The following is a 21256-nucleotide window of genomic DNA, read 5'->3' on the forward strand; positions in this document are numbered from 1 at the left end:
GCAGGAATGATAAAGGAGCTATTGCGTTATGAGTATTTTAAATGTGGAACATCTGTCCCATGGGTTTGGGGACAGGGCAATTTTTGAGGACGTTTCTTTCCGTTTGCTAAAGGGTGAGCATATCGGGCTGATAGGGGCAAACGGGGAGGGGAAGTCCACATTTTTTAATATAGTGACTGGGAAAGTTAAACCTGATGAAGGGAAAATTGAATGGGCAAAAGACGTGCGGGTAGGCTATCTGGACCAGCATACGGTGCTTGAGAGGGGGATGTCTATCCGGGATGTACTGAAGTCGGCATTTGCTTATCTTTATGAATTAGAGGAGAAAATGAATGAGATCTGCGACCAGCTGGGCGCTGCCGATGAAGATTCACTGCCATGCCTGATGGATGAGCTAGGTACGATACAAGATACATTGACCCTCCATGATTTTTATGTAATTGACGTAAAAGTGGAAGAAGTGGCACGCGCGCTGGGACTGCTGGAGCTGGGACTTGACAGGGATGTGGCAGAGTTAAGCGGAGGCCAGAGGACCCGGATATTGCTGGGGAAGCTGCTGCTGGAAAAGCCAGACATTCTTCTGTTGGATGAACCTACCAACTATTTGGATGAGGCACATATTGCCTGGCTGAAGCGGTATCTCACAGAATATGACAATGCATTTATACTGATTTCTCATGACATTCCTTTTCTGGATGAATCAGTAAATATTATTTACCATATGGAGAACCAGAGACTGGACAGATATGTAGGGAATTATGAGGATTTCCGGCGGGTTTATGAGGTGAAAAAGGCACAGCTTGAGGCTGCTTATAAAAGGCAGCAGCAGGAAATAAGCCAGCTGAAAGACTTTGTGGCCAGAAATAAGGCTAGGGTGTCTACCAGAAATATGGCAATGTCCCGGCAGAAAAAGCTGGATAAAATGGAAGTGATAGAACTTACGGCAGAGCGGCCTAAGCCGGAATTTCATTTCCTGCCGGCACGTACCCCGGGAAAATATATTTTTGAGACAGAAGATTTGGTGGTAGGATACGAGGAACCCCTTTCACGGCCCCTTTGTATTTCATTGGAGAGAGGGCAAAAGGTGGCGTTAACCGGCGCCAACGGAATCGGAAAGACTACCTTGATCAGAAGCATCCTGGGACTTGTTAAACCACTTAAAGGATCCTGTGAATTGGGAGAAAATCTGGAGATTGGGTATTTTGAGCAGGAAGCCGGCGGAGATAACAGAGCCACATGCATTGAGGAGATTTGGAATGAATTTCCCTCCTATACCCAATATGAGGTGCGTTCTGCACTGGCAAAATGTGGATTGACTACAAAACATATCGAGAGCCAAGTGAGAGTGCTCAGTGGAGGAGAGCAGGCCAAAGTGCGCCTGTGCAAACTCATGAATAGAAAAACAAATGTCCTGATGCTCGATGAGCCTACTAACCACCTGGATGTAGACGCCAAAGGGGCATTAAAAGCAGCCCTCAAGGAATACCGGGGGACTTTGCTTCTTATCTGCCACGAACCAGAGTTTTATCAGGACATTGTACAGAAGGTATGGGACTGCTCTAAATGGACTACGAAGCTGTAGGAAACAGGGTTAGGCGGCGGTTCATAAATATAGCCGCGAGGGCCACAATACCCTCCGTCACGGGGAGAGTCAGCCAGATGCCCTTAAGTCCCAGCAGGGCACAGAGAAGGAAGGCCGCAGGTATTACCAGGAGGAATCCCCGCAGGGCAGACAAAATAAACGCAGAGCGGGGCCTGTCAACGGAGCTTAAGAGCGCGGCAGTCATGATATTAATCCCGATAAAGAAAAATGCAAGAAAATATATATGCATGCCATCCACTGCAATCTCCTCCAGCCTCAGGTCATGTTCCTTGTTGAACAGATCCACGATGGGGACTGCGAAGAAATAAGTACATAGATAAGAGACTAAGGAAAACAGGAGGGAAGTACACAGTGCAAGGCGCCGGACAGCAAGAATGCCCCGGCTTTCTTTTTTGCCGAAGAGGCCGCTGATAATCGGTTGGATGCCTTGGGAGATCCCTGTATAGATGGAGGTCAGTACTAAGGCGATATTGGCGATGATCCCATAGGCCGCAACGCCCAGGTTCCCTCCAATATCTAATATGAGCATATTGAATATAATCATGACCACGCCGGAAGAAACTTCAGTGATCAGTGAAGAAACCCCCAGGGCGGAGATATCTATAAGGCGGCGCAGCCGGATGGGACTGGGATACAGGCGGAACTGGTTTCTTTTCTTTAAGAAATGGACAGAAATAACCAGCATACTGATGGCCGGAGCCAGACCTGTGGCAAAGGCGGCCCCGAACATGCCCCACTGAAGGGGGAAAATAAAAATATAATCCAGTATAATATTGGAAAAACTTCCAGTGAGCATGGCACACATGGAGAGGCTGGGACTGCCGTCATTGCGCACAAAGCACAGCAATAAGTTATTGCACATGAACAGGGGGGCGAAAAGTAAGATGATTCTGAGATATATAGAGGTATGGGGCAGTACAGACTCATCAGCGCCTAAGAGGGCGGACAGCTGGTCGGGCAGGAACAGTCCCCCCAGAAAGAAAAGTGCAGCAAGTACAGCCATAAAGCAAAATGCCTGAGAAAAAATGAACCTTCGAGAGTCTGTATCGTGGTTTCCTTTGGAGATGGAATAGCGGGTAGCCCCTCCCATCCCTATCATCAGGCCAAGTCCATTGATAAAGCTGTAGACAGGGATGGCCAGATTCAGCGCTGTCAGGCCGTCTGGCCCGATACCCCGCGCTATGAAGAAGGTGTCGGCGAGAATATAGAGGGATAGTCCTATCATCCCAAGAATATTGGCAGTTACATATTTGGCGTAGGCTGGTAAAATCTGAGATATACCCATTGGAAAACCCTCCCTTAAGTTCCTAAATGTGGAAGTACTCTAACACAGATTAAAAAAGAAATCAATGCTTTTTTGGAAGAAAGATTCGTTGTAAAATAATAGAATCTATAAATGTAAGAAAGAAGGAAGATAAATGAATAAAAAAGAAATACTAGAAATAAAAAAACAATTTACCCCGGCTAATTGTGCCATTACAAGGATTTGCGGCTGCTATGTGGATCATGAGAAAAACAAAAGGATGGAATCAAAAGATGCTTTTCTATCCCTGCCTGAGGAAGAAGCCTTCAAGTATTTTGATATTTTTAAAAAGACTCTTTCGGGTACAGTGGGACGTAATATGCTGAGCATGGAATTTCCTCTGGATGCAGAGATGCCCGGGGGAACCCAGGAATTTTTGATGAAACTTAAGGGCAGCAGGCTGGAGGATGATGTTCTTTTAGAAGAGTTTTATGATAAGATTATAGACAGCTACATATATGAAGAAAACTACTATATCGTCTTAATCCATGGGGTGTATGATATTCCAGGAAAGGCATCTGACGGAATGGAGATGTTTGACGCGTCGGACAATGTATATGAATATCTGCTCTGCAGTATCTGCCCGGTGAGCCTGTCAAAACCCGGACTTTGTTATAATGCGGAAGATAACCGGATCCAGGACCGGATCAGGGATTGGATTGTAGATGCCCCGGATAAAGGATTCTTGTTCCCGGCTTTCACAGACCGGAATATGGATCTCCACGGAGTGCTCTACTATACGAAAAAGACTTCAGACTTGCAGGAGGATATGATAGAGCAGGTGCTGGGAGCCAGTATGCCAATGTCCGCCGATAGCCAGAAGGAGACTTTCCAGATGCTCATAGAGGATACCCTGGGCGAGGATGGTGACTATGAGACGGTCAGAAATATCCATGAGACTCTCAATGAAATGATAGAAGAGCACAAGGAAGAGCCGGAGCCTCTTGCCCTGGACAAGACAGATGTGAGGAAGGTTTTTGAAAAGAGCGGAGTATCTTCCGAAAAAATGGAAGAGTTCGATAAAAATTTCGAGGAGACAGCAGGAGAGAGGGCCTCTTTGATGGCCGCTAATATTACTGAGACAAAGAAGTTAAACATTGAAACCCCCGATGTTGTAATTAAAGTCAATCCAGAACGGATGGACCTGGTAACTACCCGGGTGGTTGATGGAAGGCAGTGCCTGGTTATCGCAGTGGACGACCATATTGAGGTAAACGGGGTGAACGTGCGTACTATGAGAAAACCTGGTAAAAATGAGGCAGGCGGGGAGGAGCTGTAAAGCTCCTTTTTCTATAGACTAAGACCCTAACTATGATTGAAATATTGTATAAAATATGGTATTGTTAAATTATGGACAAAAGGTTGCATACAATCATCAAACCTGCCTGGCATTGGGGATGTTCCGGCAGGATTGTCCGGAAAGGATGGAAAGCAAAATGATTTATTGTGGAAAGCATTTACTTACTGGGGACGGAAAAACACACATCAAGGATGCAGCAGCCGTAGTTGGGAAGAACGGAAAGATCCAGGATGTGGGGACTAAGGCGGAGATGACAAAGAAATATCCCGGGGAAGAGGTAAAGGAATACGGGGACGCCACACTGCTTCCGGGACTTTGTGATATGCATGTACATTTTGGATATTACTACAGCCAGCCAGATCAGTACAATTTTGATGATTATATGATTGCATATTATGCGCAGGAGCAGGCAAAGATTGCGCTGAGCCTGGGGATTACAACAGTTCGGGATCTTTCTTCACCCCATAATCTGTTAAAGCAGCTGCGTCTGGCCGGAGAAAAGGGATACGTGAAGGTGCCTAGGATTATCCACTCTGATGCGGGCATGTGTATGACCGGAGGGCATGGGCATGACGACGGGATTGAAGAGGTGGACGGAGAGTGGGAGATCAGGAAGGAGATCAGGAAACAGCTCCGTGACGGCGCTGACTGGGTGAAAATACTGACAAGCGGCAGGGCAAGTACCCCTGAGTTTACGCAGGAAGAATTAAATGCCGCCGTACATGAGTCTCACCGGGTGGGCGTAAAGTGTGCAGTACATGCAGGACTCCAGCCGGCCCTCCAGATGGCCATTGATGCAGGCTTTGACACGATCGAGCACGGAACATTTCTTACATATGAGCAGGTAAAGCAGATGGCAGCAAACGGGCAGGCCTGGGTTCCAACCATTACAGCATATACTGTGCTCTATGAATTCTGTAAGGAGAAACTGGAGGCAGGATTTGACAGTGCAGACAGGATCGCCGCAAAAGCAATTAAAGATATGGCATTCTTTGGCCCGGCTTATAATGCGTATAAAGATAATTTTAAGAAATTCTATGACACTGGTGTGACAGTATGTACCGGAAGTGATATGGTGCTCTATGAGGCGCCCCCGCTTCCCATCAACAGAGAGATGGAGCTGATGGTTGAATATGGGATCACGCCCATCCAGGCCATTGAGACTGCCACCTCTAATCCTGCAAAAGTGCTGGGCATGGAAGATGTTATGGGCCAGTTAAAGCCAGGCCTTGAGGCAGACATGATTATTGTAAGGGGAAATGTGGCGGAGGATATTAAAGCTGTCAACGATTTGGAAGAAGTTTATATGAGCGGTGAGCTGGTTTATAAGAGTTGAGAAGAGAGGAAGAATTTAAAATGAATGTTACTGAACGTGTCGCGGAACTAAGAAAATTAATGGCTGAAAAAAATATTGATGCCTATATCGTACCTTCAGCAGATTTCCATCAGAGTGAGTATGTGGGGGAATATTTTAAGGCCAGACGTTATATTTCAGGATTTACCGGGTCTGCAGGGACGGTTGTCATCACCCAGAGCGACGCTGGCTTATGGACTGACGGCCGGTATTTTATACAGGCTGAGGCACAGTTAAAGGGGAGTCCAATCCGGCTATTTAAAATGAATGAGGAGGGATACCCCACAGTGGAGGAGTATCTTGCCGCTGAAGTCCCGGCAGGGGGCACGGTAGGTTTTGACGGCAGGGTGATCCCTGTAGTTGAGGGCAAAGCTTTAGAGAAGGCATTTGCAGAAAAGAATATCCAAATTCATGATTCAGAAGACCTGATTGATCTTATCTGGGAGGGCCGGCCGGCCATGTCTGAGGAGAAGGCATTTCTTCTGGATGTCAAATATGCAGGAGAAAGTTTTGAGTCCAAACTGGAGAGGATCCGTGGAGTGATGCGGGAGAATGGCGCAAGCATCCATGTCATTGCAACTCTGGACGAGGTGGCATGGCTGTTTAACATCCGAGGGAATGATGTGGTATATACACCGGTCATATTGGGGTATGCAGCTGTCACAATGGATAAAGTATACTTGTTTATGGATGAAAAGAAATTAAATGGTGAGATAAAACAGTCATTCGGGAATGTACAGGTTGAGGTTCATCCATACAATGAGGTCTATGAATATGTGAAGGGCCTGCCGGCAGGGGAGACAGTTATGGTGGACCCTGAGAGGATGAACTATATGCTCTATAAAAGTATTCCATTACAAGTTGCAAAAGTGGAGGCAGAAAATCCGGCTGTATTAATGAAAGCCATGAAAAATGATGTGGAAATTAAGAACACAAGAAATGCATACATCAAAGATGGAATTGCCTGCACAAAGTTTATGTATTGGCTTAAAACCAACGTTGGCAAAACAAAAATTACTGAAATCAGTGCGGCCGATGAGCTAGAGCGGCTCAGACGGGAGCAGGAAGGATTTATTGACTTAAGTTTTGAAACCATCGCCGGTTACAAAGAGCATGCAGCTATGATGCACTATGCGGCAACACCCGAGACGGATTATGAACTGAAGCAGGAAGGGATGCTGCTGGTAGATTCGGGCGGACATTATTATGAAGGGACAACAGATATCACAAGAACCTATGTGTTGGGGGAGCTTGATGACGAACTCAAAACACACTATACAACAGTAGTCAGGTCTATGATTGATTTATCCCTGGCAAAGTTCTTGTACGGATGCAGGGGGTATAACCTGGATATACTTGCAAGGCAGCCTGTATGGGACTTGGGACTGGACTTTAAATGCGGGACGGGCCACGGAGTCGGATACATTCTCAGCGTCCATGAAGGCCCCACTGGATTCAGGTGGTACATTGTCCCGGAAAAGCATGAGACACATCCTTTTGAGGAAGGGATGGTTATCACAGACGAGCCTGGGATTTATATAGAAGGTTCCCACGGAATCAGGACGGAGAACCAGCTTCTTGTGAAGAAAGCTGAGAAGAATGAAAATGGACAGTTTATGGTTTTCGAAAATATCACGATGTCTCCCATTGACCTGGATGGAATCAATGCAGAATTGCTCACAAAGCGGGAGAGAGATTATTTAAATGATTACCACAGGCAGGTGTATGAGGTGATTGGCCCGCATCTGACTGCAGAGGAGCGAAAGTGGCTGAAAGAATATACCCGTGAGGTATAAATAAACGGAAGGGCAGTGGCTTATCCGGCACACAACAGATTTGGGAGCTGCAGATATTGCAGCTCCCAAATCTGGCGTATTGTGTCCTTCTTTGAAAGCATATGCCCAAAGGGCATGAATTTTAATGAAAGGAAACTGAAAAAAATGAAATATGATTTTACTACAATTATGGATAGGACTGGCCAGGATGCCATTGCCGTGGAGGACATTCCTGTACCAGGAGCAGAGGTTGATAAAGAGTTTTCCAGAATACCGATGTGGGTGGCAGACATGAATTTCCCTACCCTCCCTTCAATTCTGAAAGAAGTAGGAGAACGCCTTACACATCCCCATTTTGGATATTTTAATCTGTCTGATGAATACTATGACAGCATTATACGCTGGCACAGGGACAGGTTTGGGGTGACAGATATGACCCGCCAGGAGATAGGATATGAAAACGGGGTGCTGGGCGGAGTGGCCTCGGCCCTCCAGGCGTTTACTGCCCCGGGGGAGGCAGTCTTGATTCATGCACCCGCCTATATAGGATTTACAAAGACAATAGAAGGTCTGGGAAGGAAGATCATACTCAGCGGCCTGAAACAGGACAGCCAGGGGATATGGCGCATGGATTATGAGGACATGGAGACGAAACTTCGGGAGCACCACATCCATTGTGCTGTATTTTGCTCTCCCCATAATCCGTCTGGGAGAGTCTGGGAGAGGGGGGAGCTGGAAAAGGCTTTGGAGATTTACCAGAAATATGAATGTGTTGTCATAGCAGATGAGATATGGGCCGACCTTACTATGCCTGGATTTACACATATACCTTTGCATACAGTTTCTGAAGATGCGAAAAACCGTACAGTCAGTATGTACGCGCCCTCCAAAACCTTTAACCTGGCAGGCCTTACAGGATCTTATCATGTAATCTATAATCCGTGCCTGCGGGATCGGATGGAGAAGGTATCTGCCTCCACCCACTATAATAAATGCAACGTTCTTTCTATGCATGCCCTGGTTGGAGCCTACAAAGACGAGGGCAGGGAATGGGTGGATGAGCTGTGCCAAACGCTGAAGGGGAATATAGATTATGCATATGAGTTTATAACCTCAAATTTTCAGGGGGTTTCTCTGGCTAAGCCAGAGGGCACATATATGCTTTTCCTGGATTGCCGAAATTGGTGCGCGGAGCAAGGCGTGACGTTGGACGACGTGCTAAAAGAAGGAATCCGGGTTGGGGTCATATGGCAGGATGGAAGGCCGTTTTACGGAGAGTATTGTATCCGGGTCAACCTGGCACTGCCCTTTGCCCTTGTAAAGGAGGCCATGGACAGGCTGAAAAAATATGTGTTCAGTTAAAATAATTTGTATTGGAAATATAGATTTAAGATACATTTTATAAATAGCAGAATATATTTGAACATCTCCGGGTTTATTCCTGCGGGCAACGAGCCAAAGGGACATGTTTACATCTCCATTTGGCGGCTGCCGCCAGGGTCTAATCTCCCACTGCTTGCAGCGGGGCCTTTAACTGTCAGGAGGGTGAAAGCAAGAGTGCTTTTGCCCTCCTAATTTTATACCTGGAGGCAATGGGCCAAGGGGACATGCTTACGTATCCATTTGGCGGCTGCTGCCAGGATGCAATACTCTGATGCTTGCAGTGATACTGGTTTGATGCCCCCTATGCCTGCATCGGGACGGCTAGTTCTGCGCCAAAAAGGGCGCGCCGCCTGTTTTGGGGGTTGGCCTTAATAATTAGATAGTTAATTAATATTTGGACAAAAATATTAAAAAACTGTGAAATATATAGCTTTATATTGACTTAATTATATAATACTACTAAAATAACCGTTAGATATCTAACTAATGGCTGTGGATCCGGGTGGGATAATTGGTACTGATAGATGCCTATCCTTGGTGTGGACGGCCAGGTTCCCCTATATTTAAATACACTCTGGGCAGAAAGGAGATAACTATGAAATGTGATATGAATCATATTCCCACAATCGGGATTATAACGCAGATTACACATTTAAGTATGAATCAGGCTAAAATGTTGTTTGGCAGATTTGATTTGAAAGCAGGGCAGGCGGGAATTCTATTTATACTAAGCCATATGGGGGAGCTTTCCCAGAGAGAGCTGGCAAGCCAGCTGAATGTGACCCCTTCCTCTATTACAACGGCTATACAGAAGATGGAAAAACTAGATTACATCAAACGGAAACCAGACGATAATGACCAGAGAATTATGCGCCTGGGACTGACGGACAGAGGTAAGGCCTGTCTGGAGGATATTAAGGCTGTGGCAGAGGAAATGGATGATATTATATTTCGTGGGATGAGCCAGGAGGAAAAACTCCTTTTGAGGCGCATGCTGGTTCAGATACGTGACAACTTGGATTATAACATGAAAGGACGGGAGCTATGAAAAAATTATTCAAGTATATGGGAACATACTGGAAGGCGATGATTTTAATACTTGCGGTTCTCATTGTGCAGGCTTATTGTGATTTATCTCTGCCTGCCTACACCTCGGACATTGTAAACGTGGGGATACAGCAGGGGGGGATAGACGAATCTATTCCAAAAGCACTTACCCAGGAGGATATGGATAAGCTGCTGCTCTTTGTGGACAGCAGCAGTGCAGAGTCTATCCTGGATGCATATCAGTTAAAAGACAAAGATACAGGTTATAATTACACTGGAAGCGTCTATATCCTGAAGGACAGTATAAGTCAGGATGAGGGACGGATTCAGGAACTGTCAGATATCCTGGGAAAACCGATGTTGTTTGTGACGGGTATTGACTCAGGAAGCGACACAACAAAAGAGATGGAGACATCTATGAAAGACAGCATGAAGGCAGCCATCCAGGAGCAGGCAGATAAGCAGATGGAAGAGGCCAAAAGCCAGATGTCCCCAGAGCAGCAAGCTGCCATGGCAGCGCAGCCTGAAATGGCGCAAAAACAACAGGAAGAGCTTCAGGCCCAGATTGATGGCCAGCTCAAGGAAATTGACGGGGCAAATCTTTATGAGTTGTTTGAAATGGTGCCTAAGGAGCAGAGGACAGAAATCTTAGACAGCATGAATAAGGAGATGTCTGATATGCCGGAAACCATGGTTGAGCAGGCAGCTACGCTCTACATTAAAGATGCATACAGCAGGCTTAACATAGATACTGACAGCATCCAGACAGGGTATCTGCTCAGGACAGGAGGGAAGATGCTGGCACTGGCATTTTTAGGTATGCTCTCCAGTGTACTGGTTGGCTTTGCGGCTTCCAGGGTGGGCGCATCCGCGGGCCGGGACTTAAGGCAGCAGGTATTCAGGAAAGTTGTAGGCTTCTCTAATAATGAATTCGACCATTTCTCAACAGCATCCTTGATTACAAGAAGCACCAATGATATCCAACAGATCCAGACACTGATTGTCATGCTGCTGAGGATGGTGCTTTATGCACCGATTATGGCTGTGGGGGGCATATATAAAGTATTCCAGACCAATGTCTCCATGTCCTGGATTATCGCTCTTGCTGTTATTTTGATTGCACTGGTTGTAATCCTTCTCTTTGTGGTAGCTATGCCGAAATTTAAAATACTACAGAAATTAGTAGATAAATTGAACCTGGTGACAAGAGAAATCCTGACGGGACTCTCTGTTATACGGGCATTCAGCACAGAGAAGCATGAGGAGGAAAGGTTTGATAAGGCCAATCAGGACCTGACAAGGACGAATTTATTTGTCAACAGGGCCATGACGTTTATGATGCCAGTTATGATGCTGATTATGAATGGGATTTCCGTACTCATTGTATGGACGGGGGCGCATGGAATTGAGAGCGGCCAGATGCAGGTAGGCGATATGATGGCATTTATCCAGTATACAATGCAGATTATCTTTAGCTTCCTGCTGCTCTGCATGATTTCTATTATGCTTCCCAGGGCTGCAGTGTCAGCGGAGCGGGTGGATGAAGTGCTGACAAGTGAGACCATGATCCATGACCCGGAAAAGCCAGAAAGACTGCCGGAAGAAACGAAAGGAGTGCTGAGGTTTGAGCATGTGTCCTTTAAATATCCAGGGGCAGATGAGGATGTCCTAAGTGATATTACATTTGAGGCGCGTCCGGGAGAGACTACAGCTATCATCGGAAGTACAGGAAGCGGCAAATCTACGCTGGTAAACCTAATCCCCAGGTTCTATGATGTGACAGAAGGCGCCATTACTCTGGATGGCCTTGATATCCGCAGTGTTACACAGCATGAGCTGAGAAACAAGCTGGGATATGTGCCTCAGAAGGGGATACTGTTTTCCGGGGATATTTCCTCTAATATTATGTATGGAAACCCGGAGGGTACACAGCAGGAGATGGAAGAAGCAGCAGAAATTGCACAGGCAACAGAGTTTATAAATACAAAACCTAAAAAGTATAAAAGTGGTATTTCCCAGGGAGGGGCCAACGTCTCCGGGGGGCAGAAACAAAGACTTTCTATTGCAAGGGCCATAGCGAAACATCCAGATATTTTTATTTTTGACGACAGTTTTTCTGCTCTGGATTATAAAACAGACGTGACGCTTAGAAAGGCATTGAAAGCAAGGACCGCAAAAAGCACAGTTTTAATTGTGGCCCAGCGTATCAGTACGATTCTTCATGCAGAGCAGATTATCGTGCTGGATGATGGCAAAGTAGCTGGAATAGGAACTCATGCAGAACTTTTAAGGACTTGTGAAGTATATCAGCAGATTGCAGCCTCCCAGATGTCGGAGGCAGAATTAAAGGCTGGTATGGAAGGAAAGGAGGAGGAAGGCCATGAGTAAGAGTGAGAAGCGTATCATGGGAGGCCGGGGCAACATGGGAGGCATGGCGCCTGGAGAGAAGCCTAAGGATTTAAAAGGCACCCTGAAGAAGCTGATGGGTTATATGAGCATATATAAGATCCAGCTTTTGTTTGTCATTATATTTGCTATAGGCGGAACTATATTTAATATAGTAGGGCCAAAGATACTCGGTAAAGCAACGACAGAAATTTTTAACGGACTAGTGAATAAAGTTTCTGGCGGCAGTGGAATGGATTTTGGGAAGATTGGAAGGATTCTCCTTTTTACCCTGGGGCTTTACCTGATAAGTGCACTGTTTTCATTTATACAGGGGTATATTATGACAGGTATATCCCAGCGGATGACCTACCGGCTGAGAAAAGAAATTTCCCAGAAAATCAACCGTATGCCAATGAACTATTTTGATACAAAGACTCATGGTGAAGTGCTGTCAAGGGTGACGAATGATATAGACACCCTTGGGCAGAGCCTGAACCAGAGCGCTACCCAGATGATTACTTCTGTTACAACGATAATAGGGGTCCTTGTGATGATGCTGTCCATCAGTCCCCTGATGACAGTCGTGGCTCTTCTGATACTGCCTATATCTGTGGGGCTGCTCTCGGTGATTATGAAGCGTTCACAGAAATATTTCCGCGGGCAGCGGGAATACCTGGGAAATGTCAACGGGCAGGTGGAGGAGGTCTATGGAGGCCATAATATTGTTAAAGTATTCAATAAAGAAGACGATGTGATCAACGAATTTGAGGAGACGAATAATAAGCTGTACGAATCTGCGTGGAAATCACAGTTTATATCTGGCATGATGATGCCAATCATGCAGTTTGTTGGAAATCTTGGCTATGTTGCAGTTGCTATTCTAGGTGGTTATCTGGCAATCAAAGATGTGATAGAGGTAGGGGATATTCAGTCTTTTATCCAGTATGTGAGAAATTTCACCCAGCCTATACAGCAGGTGGCCCAGGTTGCAAACCTGCTGCAGTCTACGGCAGCGGCATCTGAGAGAGTGTTTGAATTTTTGGAAGAGGAGGAAGAGGACCAGACTGTGCCGAACCCGGTTTCTGTAGAAGGGCTGAAGGGGAATGTGGAGTTTGAGCATGTCCACTTTGGCTATAGCCAGGACAAAATTATTATCAATGACTTTTCCGCCAAAGTAAAAGAGGGGCAGAAGATTGCTATTGTGGGCCCCACAGGCGCGGGTAAGACGACAATGATCAAGCTGTTGATGCGTTTTTATGATGTGAATGACGGCGCCATATTGATAGACGGCCACAATGTGAAGGACTTTAACAGAAGCGAGCTCAGGGAGATGTTCGGAATGGTGCTCCAGGACACATGGCTGTTCCACGGCAGTATCCGGGATAATATCCGTTATGGAAAACTGGATGCCACGGATGAAGAAGTTATAGAGGCCGCCAAAGCAGCCAGGGTCCACCGGTTTGTGCAGACATTACCCGGAGGGTATGATATGGAGCTCAATGAAGAGGCCAGCAATGTGTCCCAGGGTCAGAAACAGCTCCTTACAATTGCCAGGGCGATTCTGGCCGACCCAAAGATTCTGATATTAGATGAAGCTACTAGTTCCGTTGACACTAGGACAGAGATCCAGATTCAGAAGGCAATGGATACATTGATGAAAGGGCGTACCAGTTTTATTATCGCTCACCGTCTTTCCACAATACGGGATGCGGATCTTATATTGGTTATGAAAGACGGGGATATCGTGGAAATGGGGGATCACAGAACGCTGATAGAAAAAGGTGGATTTTATGCAGATCTGTACAACTCTCAGTTTGAGAAAACATCAGATTGTGCATAGTATAAAATACGGTGTATTTTAGGCATGGACGCATTTTTGATCAATATCCATAGTGAAAAAATACAGCCAGCAGAAATAAAAGAAACCGCTGTCCCATAGGCGATTGCCCGTGGAACAGCGGTTCCTTTTATTATGGAGTTATAATAACCATGCCCCTCACTTCCCGTATATGTATTTCTCCCAGAAACTTGCCTTTCCGGGAGCATGAGACATGCAGGGCAAGGGGGGGCACCAAAAATCTATACGGAGAATCCTCACAATGCCTGGCAGATAAACGGCCATAAAACCAAATTTGCTGTTTTTAAAAAATTAGATTATCTTTTATATATTATAAAGTAGAGAAGGGAATAGAAAAAGAAGTAAAACGTATATTTTGCTGGTTATCGTAATATATTGATGAAATCTGAATATCTGGAAGAACTTTTTTACAACTATAAAGTAGTTCTATGGTATGCTGAAAATATAAAAGAATAGTAAGGAGGGAGAGCATGGAAGAATATATGAACCAGTTATTTATGGCACATCACACAGAAAAAGAATTTATCCATAACAATTGCAATCATTATTTTTACAGGTATGTATCAATCGCGGAGATGCAGGCAGAGGCAGGCCATGTAACAGAGCCTTACAGCCACGCACATGATGCGTATGAATTCCTGATTCCCTATGGGCCTCTCCCAATGCTTATGTATAAAGGGGCCGTATATTTTGGAGAGCCTGGATATATCTACCCTGTCCAAAGTGGGGAGGAGCATGCCTCCAAGCTTAGGATATCTGGGGTTTCCCATGACAGTATAGTGGTAGAGAGGAAGTATATGGAAGACATAATAGCCATGACCCCATATACAGGGATGGAATTCGACGGAAAAGCTGAATTAACCCAGGAGCTGAGCCTTTACATTAAGTTATTTAAAGAAGTATGTAAAAAGAAAGAGAAAGAGGCTGAGACAATCCGGGACAGGAAGCTGCAGAGCCTGATGGAATTGATTTGCCTTGAGCTGGTCAGCTCAGTCTTTGGTAAGAGCAGGATGCGCAAAGAGGAGCAGTGGCAGTACCAGCAGGGACTTTACTCAGTGGCCGCATATATGAATGAGCATTACCGTGAAAAGCTAAATATTGAGACGCTGGCGGGAATGGCAGGATTATCTAAAAATTACTTTATCTCCTCCTTTAAAAAGTTCATGGGCGAGCCTCCTTTGAGCTACCTTGTTAAGCTGCGAATCTCTTATGCTAAGATCATGCTGGAATATGGTGAGGAGAGTATATCAGAGGTTGCGAGACAGTGCGGCTTCAGGAGGGCAAATACATTTTCAGCTATTTTTAAAAAGGAGACTGGTGTTTCACCTTCCGAATACCGCAGGATTGCAGAAAAATAAAAACCATTGCAGGGTTTAACATAAGGCCCGGCGTATGTACGGCCATAGATCATGATGGACATTTGGGGAGAGAGTATAAAGAGCAGTATCGTGCCATATACATAGAAGGAGAATGTAGGCGGAGCGTGTGGCATGGAATTATTGGCGCAGTTTATAAAATCGGTCCACGGGTACCTTTGGGGACTGCCGATGCTGGCAGTTCTTATGGGTACCCATTTATATTTTACGTTCAGGCTTGGGTTTATACAGAAAAAGATACCAAAAGGGATTAGGCTGAGTTTCTCCAGAGATGAAGGCCAGGGAGAAGGTGTTTCCCCTTTTTCTGCCCTCTCTACAGCGCTGGCCGCGACAATTGGGACGGGGAATATTGTGGGGATATCGGCGGCCATCGCTGTAGGGGGGCCTGGGGCAGTATTCTGGTGCTGGATTACAGGGGTATTCGGCATTGCCACCTGTTATTCTGAGTGTTTCCTGTCAGTGAAATATAGGGTGGTGCGGGGAGATGGCACTTATGTGGGAGGCCCCATGTATGTGATGGATAAGGTACTGCACCAAAAAAGCGGGGCAGTTTTGTTTGCGGTAAGCACAATTCTGGCATCTCTAGGCATGGGCAGCAGTGTCCAGTCGCATTCTATCCATGCGGCAGTGACAGAAAATTATGCAGTGCCCCCGCAAGTGACTGGCATGGCGGCGGCTGTCCTGGCGGGCCTGGTGATGCTTGGGGGAGCCAGGCAGATTGCCAAGGTCTGTACATATCTGGTGCCGCTGATGAGTGTATTTTATCTGGGGGGATGCCTGGCCCTCATATGGATAAACAGGGCCTATTTAGGCGAGACCGTAAAGGTGATCGTCGAGTCTGCGTTCTCTTCCCAGTCTGTTGTGGGCGGCATCACAGGAACTGCCGTCCTGGTGGGGATGCGGACAGGGATATCCAAGGGGCTGTTTACCAATGAGGCAGGACTAGGCTCAATTCCCATGGCCGCTGCCTCTGCCAGGACCCTTTCCCCCGTCAGGCAGGGACTTATATCTATGACAGGGCCTTTCTGGGACACAGTGGTTATGTGTGCAATTACAGGAATTGCTATTGTGAGCAGTATGTTGAAGAATCCTGCATTTTATAGAGACGCTGCAGAGGACCGCCTTTGTTTTATTGCCTTTTCAGAGCTTCCGGTAGATGGAAGCAAAATGTTGTCTCTTTCCCTGGTCTTATTTGCCTTTGCCACAATCATAGGATGGAGTTATTATGGGGAGTGTGCCGTGCAGTATCTCTGGGGAAGTAAAAAGATTATTCCATATAGAATCTTCTATATAGCCGCCGTATATTTGGGTGCGGTTATGTCACTTGATTTTGTTTGGACGGTATCGGATCTTTTTAATTTATTCATGGTTATTCCCAATATTATGTGCATATGGATGCTCAGGAAAATCGTTATACAAGAAACCTGCCGCTGGGTTAAATAATCGGCAAGGACTGAGAAATCCTGATTTACAGGCCGCCGGCGGGTGTGCTAGAATAAAAGACAGTAAAAGAAGGCATATAGGCGGCTATGCCGTAGATTTAACTGGCTGCCGGCTTTATAAATAGCTGTAGGGTTCAGGGGGCAGAAATATGGATTTGACACATTTTGATGAATATGGAAATGCCAGAATGGTGGATGTGACTGATAAGGCAGAGACAATCCGCGAGGCAGAGGCCACAGGGAAAATAGTCCTGCACAGGAAGGCTTATGAGGCTGTATGCAGGGGAACGGCAGGAAAAGGGGATGTACTGGGAGTGGCGGCTACGGCGGGGGTTATGGGAGCTAAGAGGACTGCAGACTTGATCCCCATGTGCCATATACTTCCGCTCACAAATTGCAAAGTTACCTTTCAATTGCTGCCCCAGGAATATGCGGTATTATGCCGCTGTATAGTGAAGGTAACAGGAAAGACAGGAGTGGAGATGGAAGCGCTGACAGGGGTCAGTACAGCTCTGCTGACAATCTATGATATGTGCAAGGCCATGGATAAATCCATGGAAATCGGAGATATTCATTTGTGCCGCAAGAGCGGCGGAAAGAGCGGGAACTATGATTATGCCTGAAAGCTGGAGGACAGCGGTAATTACGCTGAGTGATAAAGGGTATGCCGGCCTGCGCATGGATGAAAGCGGCCCTTTAATTAAAGAAATTATGGAGGGCGCCGGCTATGATGTGGTCAGTACGGACCTGCTTCCTGATGAGCAGGGAATGATCGAAAATAGATTAAAAGAAATCTGTGACAGAGAGGAGGCGGACCTGATACTTACCACGGGAGGCACTGGTTTTTCAGAGAGGGACTGTACTCCTGAGGCGACACTGGCTGTAGCCCAGAAAAATGCTCCAGGAATTGCAGAGGCTATGAGGTATGCATCCCTCCAGATTACGCCCAGGGCCATGCTTTCTAGGGGAGTGTCTGTGATCAGGGGAAGGACCCTGATTATTAATCTGCCGGGCAGTCCCAAGGCAGTTAAGGAGAATCTGGAATATATCTTAAACTCCCTGTCCCATGGACTGGAAATCCTGACAGGAACAGCAGGAGAGTGTGCAGAGGAGGACATGAAAAAAAGTTAAAAATTTTCTTGCATGTGGTTCTGAAAAGTTATATAGTTGACATTGGATTGCTGAAAATGAGTTGGATATTGGCTGTAAATACAGCGGGAGCATGAAAATGGAACATATAAAAAAGAAAAAAACTTTGATGAAGGATATGACTCAGGGGAGTCCCATGAAAGTAATTCTGGAATTTACTCTTCCTATGGTGTTTGGATTTCTATTCCAACAACTATATAATATGGCGGATACAGTGATTGTCGGTCAGTTTCTCGGGGTCAAAGCCCTTGCGGCTGTGGGCGCCACCGGATCCGTTAATTTTTGTGTGATAGGATTTTGTATGGGTATCTGCAATGGGTTTGCAATTCCAGTGGCTCAGAAGTTTGGGGCAAAGGATGAAAAGGGACTGAGACGTTTTGTGGGAAACAGCGGACTGCTGGCCTTAGTCTTTGCACTGGCCATGGCGGCCGCGACGGTACTTCTCTGCCGCCCTATGCTGGTCTGGATGAATACTCCTGGGGATATTATAGAGGGCGCTTATCAGTATATTGTAGTTATCTTTGCCGGAATACCGGCGACCTACCTGTATAATCTTTTGTCCAGCTATATGCGCTCCTTGGGGGATGCCAGGACGCCGGTTGTTTTCCTGACAATATCCTCTGTTCTCAATGTTGTGCTGGATATCATTTTTATTGTGGCTTTTAATATGGGGGTGGCAGGAGCCGCATGGGCCACAGTAGCTTCACAGGCTGTGTCAGGAATTCTGTGTTTCTTTTATATGGTTAAGCATTTCCCAATCCTGAGGCTGAAAAGAGAAGACTGGAATCTAGACAGGAGATATGTGGGGCCCCTTCTTGCAATCGGCATCCCTATGGGACTTCAATATTCTATTACGGCAGTTGGCAGTGTGATCCTGCAAGTTGCAGTGAACTCTCTGGGTTCCATGGCCGTGGCGGCGGTAGCGGCCGCATCTAAGATCCAGATGCTGTTGGGATGCCCTTATGACGCCATGGGATCTACTATGGCGACTTATGGAGGGCAGAACGTAGGGGCAAAGAAACTGGACCGAATTGGAAAAGGGTTAAAAAGCTGCCTTATGATCGGCGCTGTATATTCAGCAGCGGCATTAGGGATTACTTTGCTGTGGGGGCGGGGCATTGCCCGCCTGTTTGTAAGCAGCGGCCAGGCCGGCATCCAGGAACAGATATACCTGTACCTGCTTGTCAATGCAGTGTTTTATATGCTGTTGGCTTTTGTCAATATTTTGCGTTTTCTTATACAAGGGATGGGGTATAGTATGTTCGCAATACTTGCAGGGGTATGCGAGATGGTTGGAAGAAGTATTGTCGGTTTTGTGCTGGTGCCTGCATTTGGGTATACGGCGGTATGCTTTGGAAATGGCATTGCATGGATAGCAGCGGACTTATTTTTGATACCCGCCTATTTCTATGTGATGAAAAGGCTGGGAGGATTGTTTCAGGAGGATAAGAAAGGTGAAATGGAATAAGTTTAGGCTGAAAACTACAGCAGAGGCAGAAGATATTGTAAGCAGCATGCTTATGGATCTGGGGATCCAGGGGGTGGAAATCGAAGATAAGGTACCCCTTACCCAGGCTGACAAGGAGCAGATGTTCGTGGATATATTGCCAGATATGGGGGAAGATGACGGGGTGGCTTATCTGAGTTTTTATCTGGAGGAAGAAGAAAATGCCAGCGCGGTCTTAGAAAATATAAATAGAGAGCTAAAAGAAATGTCTGCTTTTGTGGATCTGGGAGAGTGCCTGATTGAGGAGTCACAGACTGAAGATTTGGACTGGGTAAATAACTGGAAACAGTATTTCCATCAGTTTTATGTGGATGATATTCTGATTATCCCATCCTGGGAGGAAGTAAAGCCTGAGGATACCGACAGGCTGGTCATCCACATCGATCCAGGAACTGCTTTTGGGACAGGCATGCATGAAACAACGCAGCTGTGTATCCGGCAGATTAAAAAATATACATGCCCTGGGACAAAGATTTTGGATGTGGGCTGTGGAAGCGGTATTTTAGGTATGCTTGCCCTGAAGTTTGGGGCCTCTTATTCTGTGGGCACAGACCTGGATCCTTGTGCCATTGAGGCAACACATGAAAATATGGAAGTGAATGGGATTGGGCCGGATCAGTATGAGGTCATAGCAGGCAATATTATAGATGATGAAGAGATCCAGCATAAGGTGGGGTGTGAGAAGTATGATATTGTGGCGGCTAATATATTGGCGGATGTGCTGACAGAACTCACGCCTGTTATTGTAAAACATATAAAAAAGGGCGGGATTTATATTACAAGCGGTATTATTGACGACAAGGAAAAGACTGTTGTAGATGCAGTTGAGAGAGCCGGACTGGAAGTCTTAGAGGTGACATACCAGGGGGAGTGGGTGTCTGTCACTGCCAGGAAAAATTAAGTGTCTCAGATTGTGCCTGCTCATCAGATATACTCTGGGAGACAGCGGGGATTTAGTTAGAGTAAAGGAGTTTAGTTTATGCGTCACTTCTTCACAGAGCCTGCCAATATACAGGAACATGGGATATATATGGATGGGCCGGATGTAAACCATATGAAAAATGTGCTCCGTATGAAACCGGGAGAGATGGTGGGTGTCAGCGACGGAGGGGGACATGAATATATCTGCAGGATCAGCAAGTACGACGGTGAGAGAGTGCTGCTGGATATTGAGTCTGTTTCCCAGAGAGAGACAGAACTTAAGAGCAGGATTTATCTCTTCCAGGGACTTCCTAAAGGGGACAAGATGGAATGGATTGTACAGAAAGCGGTGGAATTGGGGGTTTACCAGATCATACCTGTGGCCACAAGGCGCTGTGTGGTGAGGCTGGACCAGAAAAAGGCGGAGAAAAAGACCGAAAGGTGGAATGCCATTGCCCTCAGTGCTGCCAAACAGTCGGGCAGGAAGGCCGTGCCTTTGGTGAAGCCGGTTATGTCATTTCAAGAGGCGGTGGACTATGCTGGAGATATAGATGTGGTGTTGATTCCCTATGAGATGGCGGAAGGAATGGAAAAGACCAGGCGGATTATCCAGGGTCTTGAACCAGGCCAATCAGTGGCTGTGTTCATAGGGCCTGAGGGTGGGTTCGAGGATGAAGAAGTGGGGGCGGCTGTCAGCCGGGGGGCAGAGGCTGTCACCTTGGGGAGGAGAATTCTCAGGACTGAGACAGCGGGATTGGCAGTATTATCTGTCCTGATGTATCATCTGGAGAGCTAGAGATTGAACATTCACCGCTTTACAGGCATAGTTTAATAATAAGAAATGACAAAG

The 21256-nt window shown here is 46.3% G+C and carries 16 protein-coding genes; 15 read left to right on the plus strand and 1 reads right to left on the minus strand.

What is annotated here, in order from left to right; genetic code table 11:
* Positions 1–28: 28 nt before the first annotated feature.
* Positions 29–1582 (plus strand): ABC-F family ATP-binding cassette domain-containing protein, encoded by a 1554-nt coding sequence (locus tag EFA47_RS03050; protein ID WP_122641957.1) that lies wholly within the window; start codon positions 29–31, stop codon positions 1580–1582.
* Here EFA47_RS03050 and EFA47_RS03055 read toward each other — a convergent pair.
* Positions 1569–2888, minus strand: coding sequence for an MATE family efflux transporter (locus EFA47_RS03055; protein WP_122641958.1), 1320 nt, complete (start codon positions 2886–2888; stop codon positions 1569–1571). The genes EFA47_RS03050 and EFA47_RS03055 overlap by 14 nt on opposite strands.
* Positions 2889–3021: 133 nt before the next feature.
* Between EFA47_RS03055 and EFA47_RS03060 the strand changes: the two genes are divergently transcribed.
* From EFA47_RS03060 to EFA47_RS03125, 14 genes are all read left to right on the plus strand, one after another.
* Positions 3022–4185 carry a DUF4317 domain-containing protein gene (locus EFA47_RS03060; protein ID WP_122641959.1) on the plus strand — a complete coding sequence of 388 codons (1164 nt, stop codon included), beginning with the start codon at positions 3022–3024 and terminating at the stop codon, positions 4183–4185.
* A gap of 157 nt (positions 4186–4342) precedes the next feature.
* Positions 4343–5542, plus strand: a complete 1200-nt coding sequence (locus tag EFA47_RS03065) for an amidohydrolase family protein (protein ID WP_122641960.1) — start codon at positions 4343–4345, stop codon at positions 5540–5542.
* Positions 5543–5562: 20 nt separating this feature from the next.
* Positions 5563–7356 carry an aminopeptidase P family protein gene (locus tag EFA47_RS03070; protein ID WP_122641961.1) on the plus strand — a complete coding sequence of 598 codons (1794 nt, stop codon included), beginning with the start codon at positions 5563–5565 and terminating at the stop codon, positions 7354–7356.
* 144 nt (positions 7357–7500) lie between these two features.
* A complete protein-coding gene (locus EFA47_RS03075) occupies positions 7501–8697 on the plus strand; it encodes a MalY/PatB family protein (RefSeq protein WP_122644385.1) in 1197 nt (398 codons plus the stop codon).
* Positions 8698–9313: 616 nt separating this feature from the next.
* Positions 9314–9766: a MarR family winged helix-turn-helix transcriptional regulator gene (locus EFA47_RS03080; protein ID WP_122641962.1), complete on the plus strand. Its 453-nt coding sequence runs from the start codon at positions 9314–9316 to the stop codon at positions 9764–9766.
* Positions 9763–12153: an ABC transporter ATP-binding protein gene (locus EFA47_RS03085; protein ID WP_122641963.1), complete on the plus strand. Its 2391-nt coding sequence runs from the start codon at positions 9763–9765 to the stop codon at positions 12151–12153. The genes EFA47_RS03080 and EFA47_RS03085 overlap by 4 nt, the downstream gene beginning before the upstream one ends.
* 16 nt (positions 12154–12169) lie before the next feature.
* Positions 12170–13993, plus strand: coding sequence for an ABC transporter ATP-binding protein (locus EFA47_RS03090; protein WP_408631204.1), 1824 nt, complete (start codon positions 12170–12172; stop codon positions 13991–13993).
* A gap of 488 nt (positions 13994–14481) precedes the next feature.
* Positions 14482–15369, plus strand: a complete 888-nt coding sequence (locus EFA47_RS03095) for a helix-turn-helix domain-containing protein (RefSeq protein WP_122641965.1) — start codon at positions 14482–14484, stop codon at positions 15367–15369.
* Between the two features lie 132 nt (positions 15370–15501).
* On the plus strand, positions 15502–16830 hold the full coding sequence (locus tag EFA47_RS03100) for an alanine/glycine:cation symporter family protein (RefSeq protein WP_122641966.1): 1329 nt from the start codon (positions 15502–15504) through the stop codon (positions 16828–16830).
* A 148-nt stretch (positions 16831–16978) separates the two neighbouring features.
* The gene (gene moaC / locus EFA47_RS03105; protein WP_122641967.1) at positions 16979–17452 is read left to right on the plus strand and encodes a cyclic pyranopterin monophosphate synthase MoaC; all 474 of its coding nucleotides are present in this window, start codon (positions 16979–16981) and stop codon (positions 17450–17452) included.
* Positions 17439–17960, plus strand: a complete 522-nt coding sequence (locus EFA47_RS03110; protein ID WP_330511828.1) for a MogA/MoaB family molybdenum cofactor biosynthesis protein — start codon at positions 17439–17441, stop codon at positions 17958–17960. The genes moaC and EFA47_RS03110 overlap by 14 nt, the downstream gene beginning before the upstream one ends.
* 97 nt (positions 17961–18057) lie before the next feature.
* Positions 18058–19446, plus strand: a complete 1389-nt coding sequence (locus EFA47_RS03115) for an MATE family efflux transporter (protein WP_206215508.1) — start codon at positions 18058–18060, stop codon at positions 19444–19446.
* Entirely contained in the window at positions 19433–20386 is a 954-nt protein-coding gene (gene prmA, locus EFA47_RS03120; RefSeq protein ID WP_122641968.1) for a 50S ribosomal protein L11 methyltransferase, read from the plus strand. Before EFA47_RS03115 ends, prmA begins: the two co-directional genes overlap by 14 nt.
* Positions 20387–20464: 78 nt before the next feature.
* Positions 20465–21202: a 16S rRNA (uracil(1498)-N(3))-methyltransferase gene (locus EFA47_RS03125; RefSeq protein WP_122641969.1), complete on the plus strand. Its 738-nt coding sequence runs from the start codon at positions 20465–20467 to the stop codon at positions 21200–21202.
* Positions 21203–21256 lie beyond the last annotated feature (54 nt).

It is taken from the genome of Luxibacter massiliensis, assembly GCF_900604355.1.
Lineage (GTDB): Bacteria > Bacillota > Clostridia > Lachnospirales > Lachnospiraceae > Luxibacter > Luxibacter massiliensis.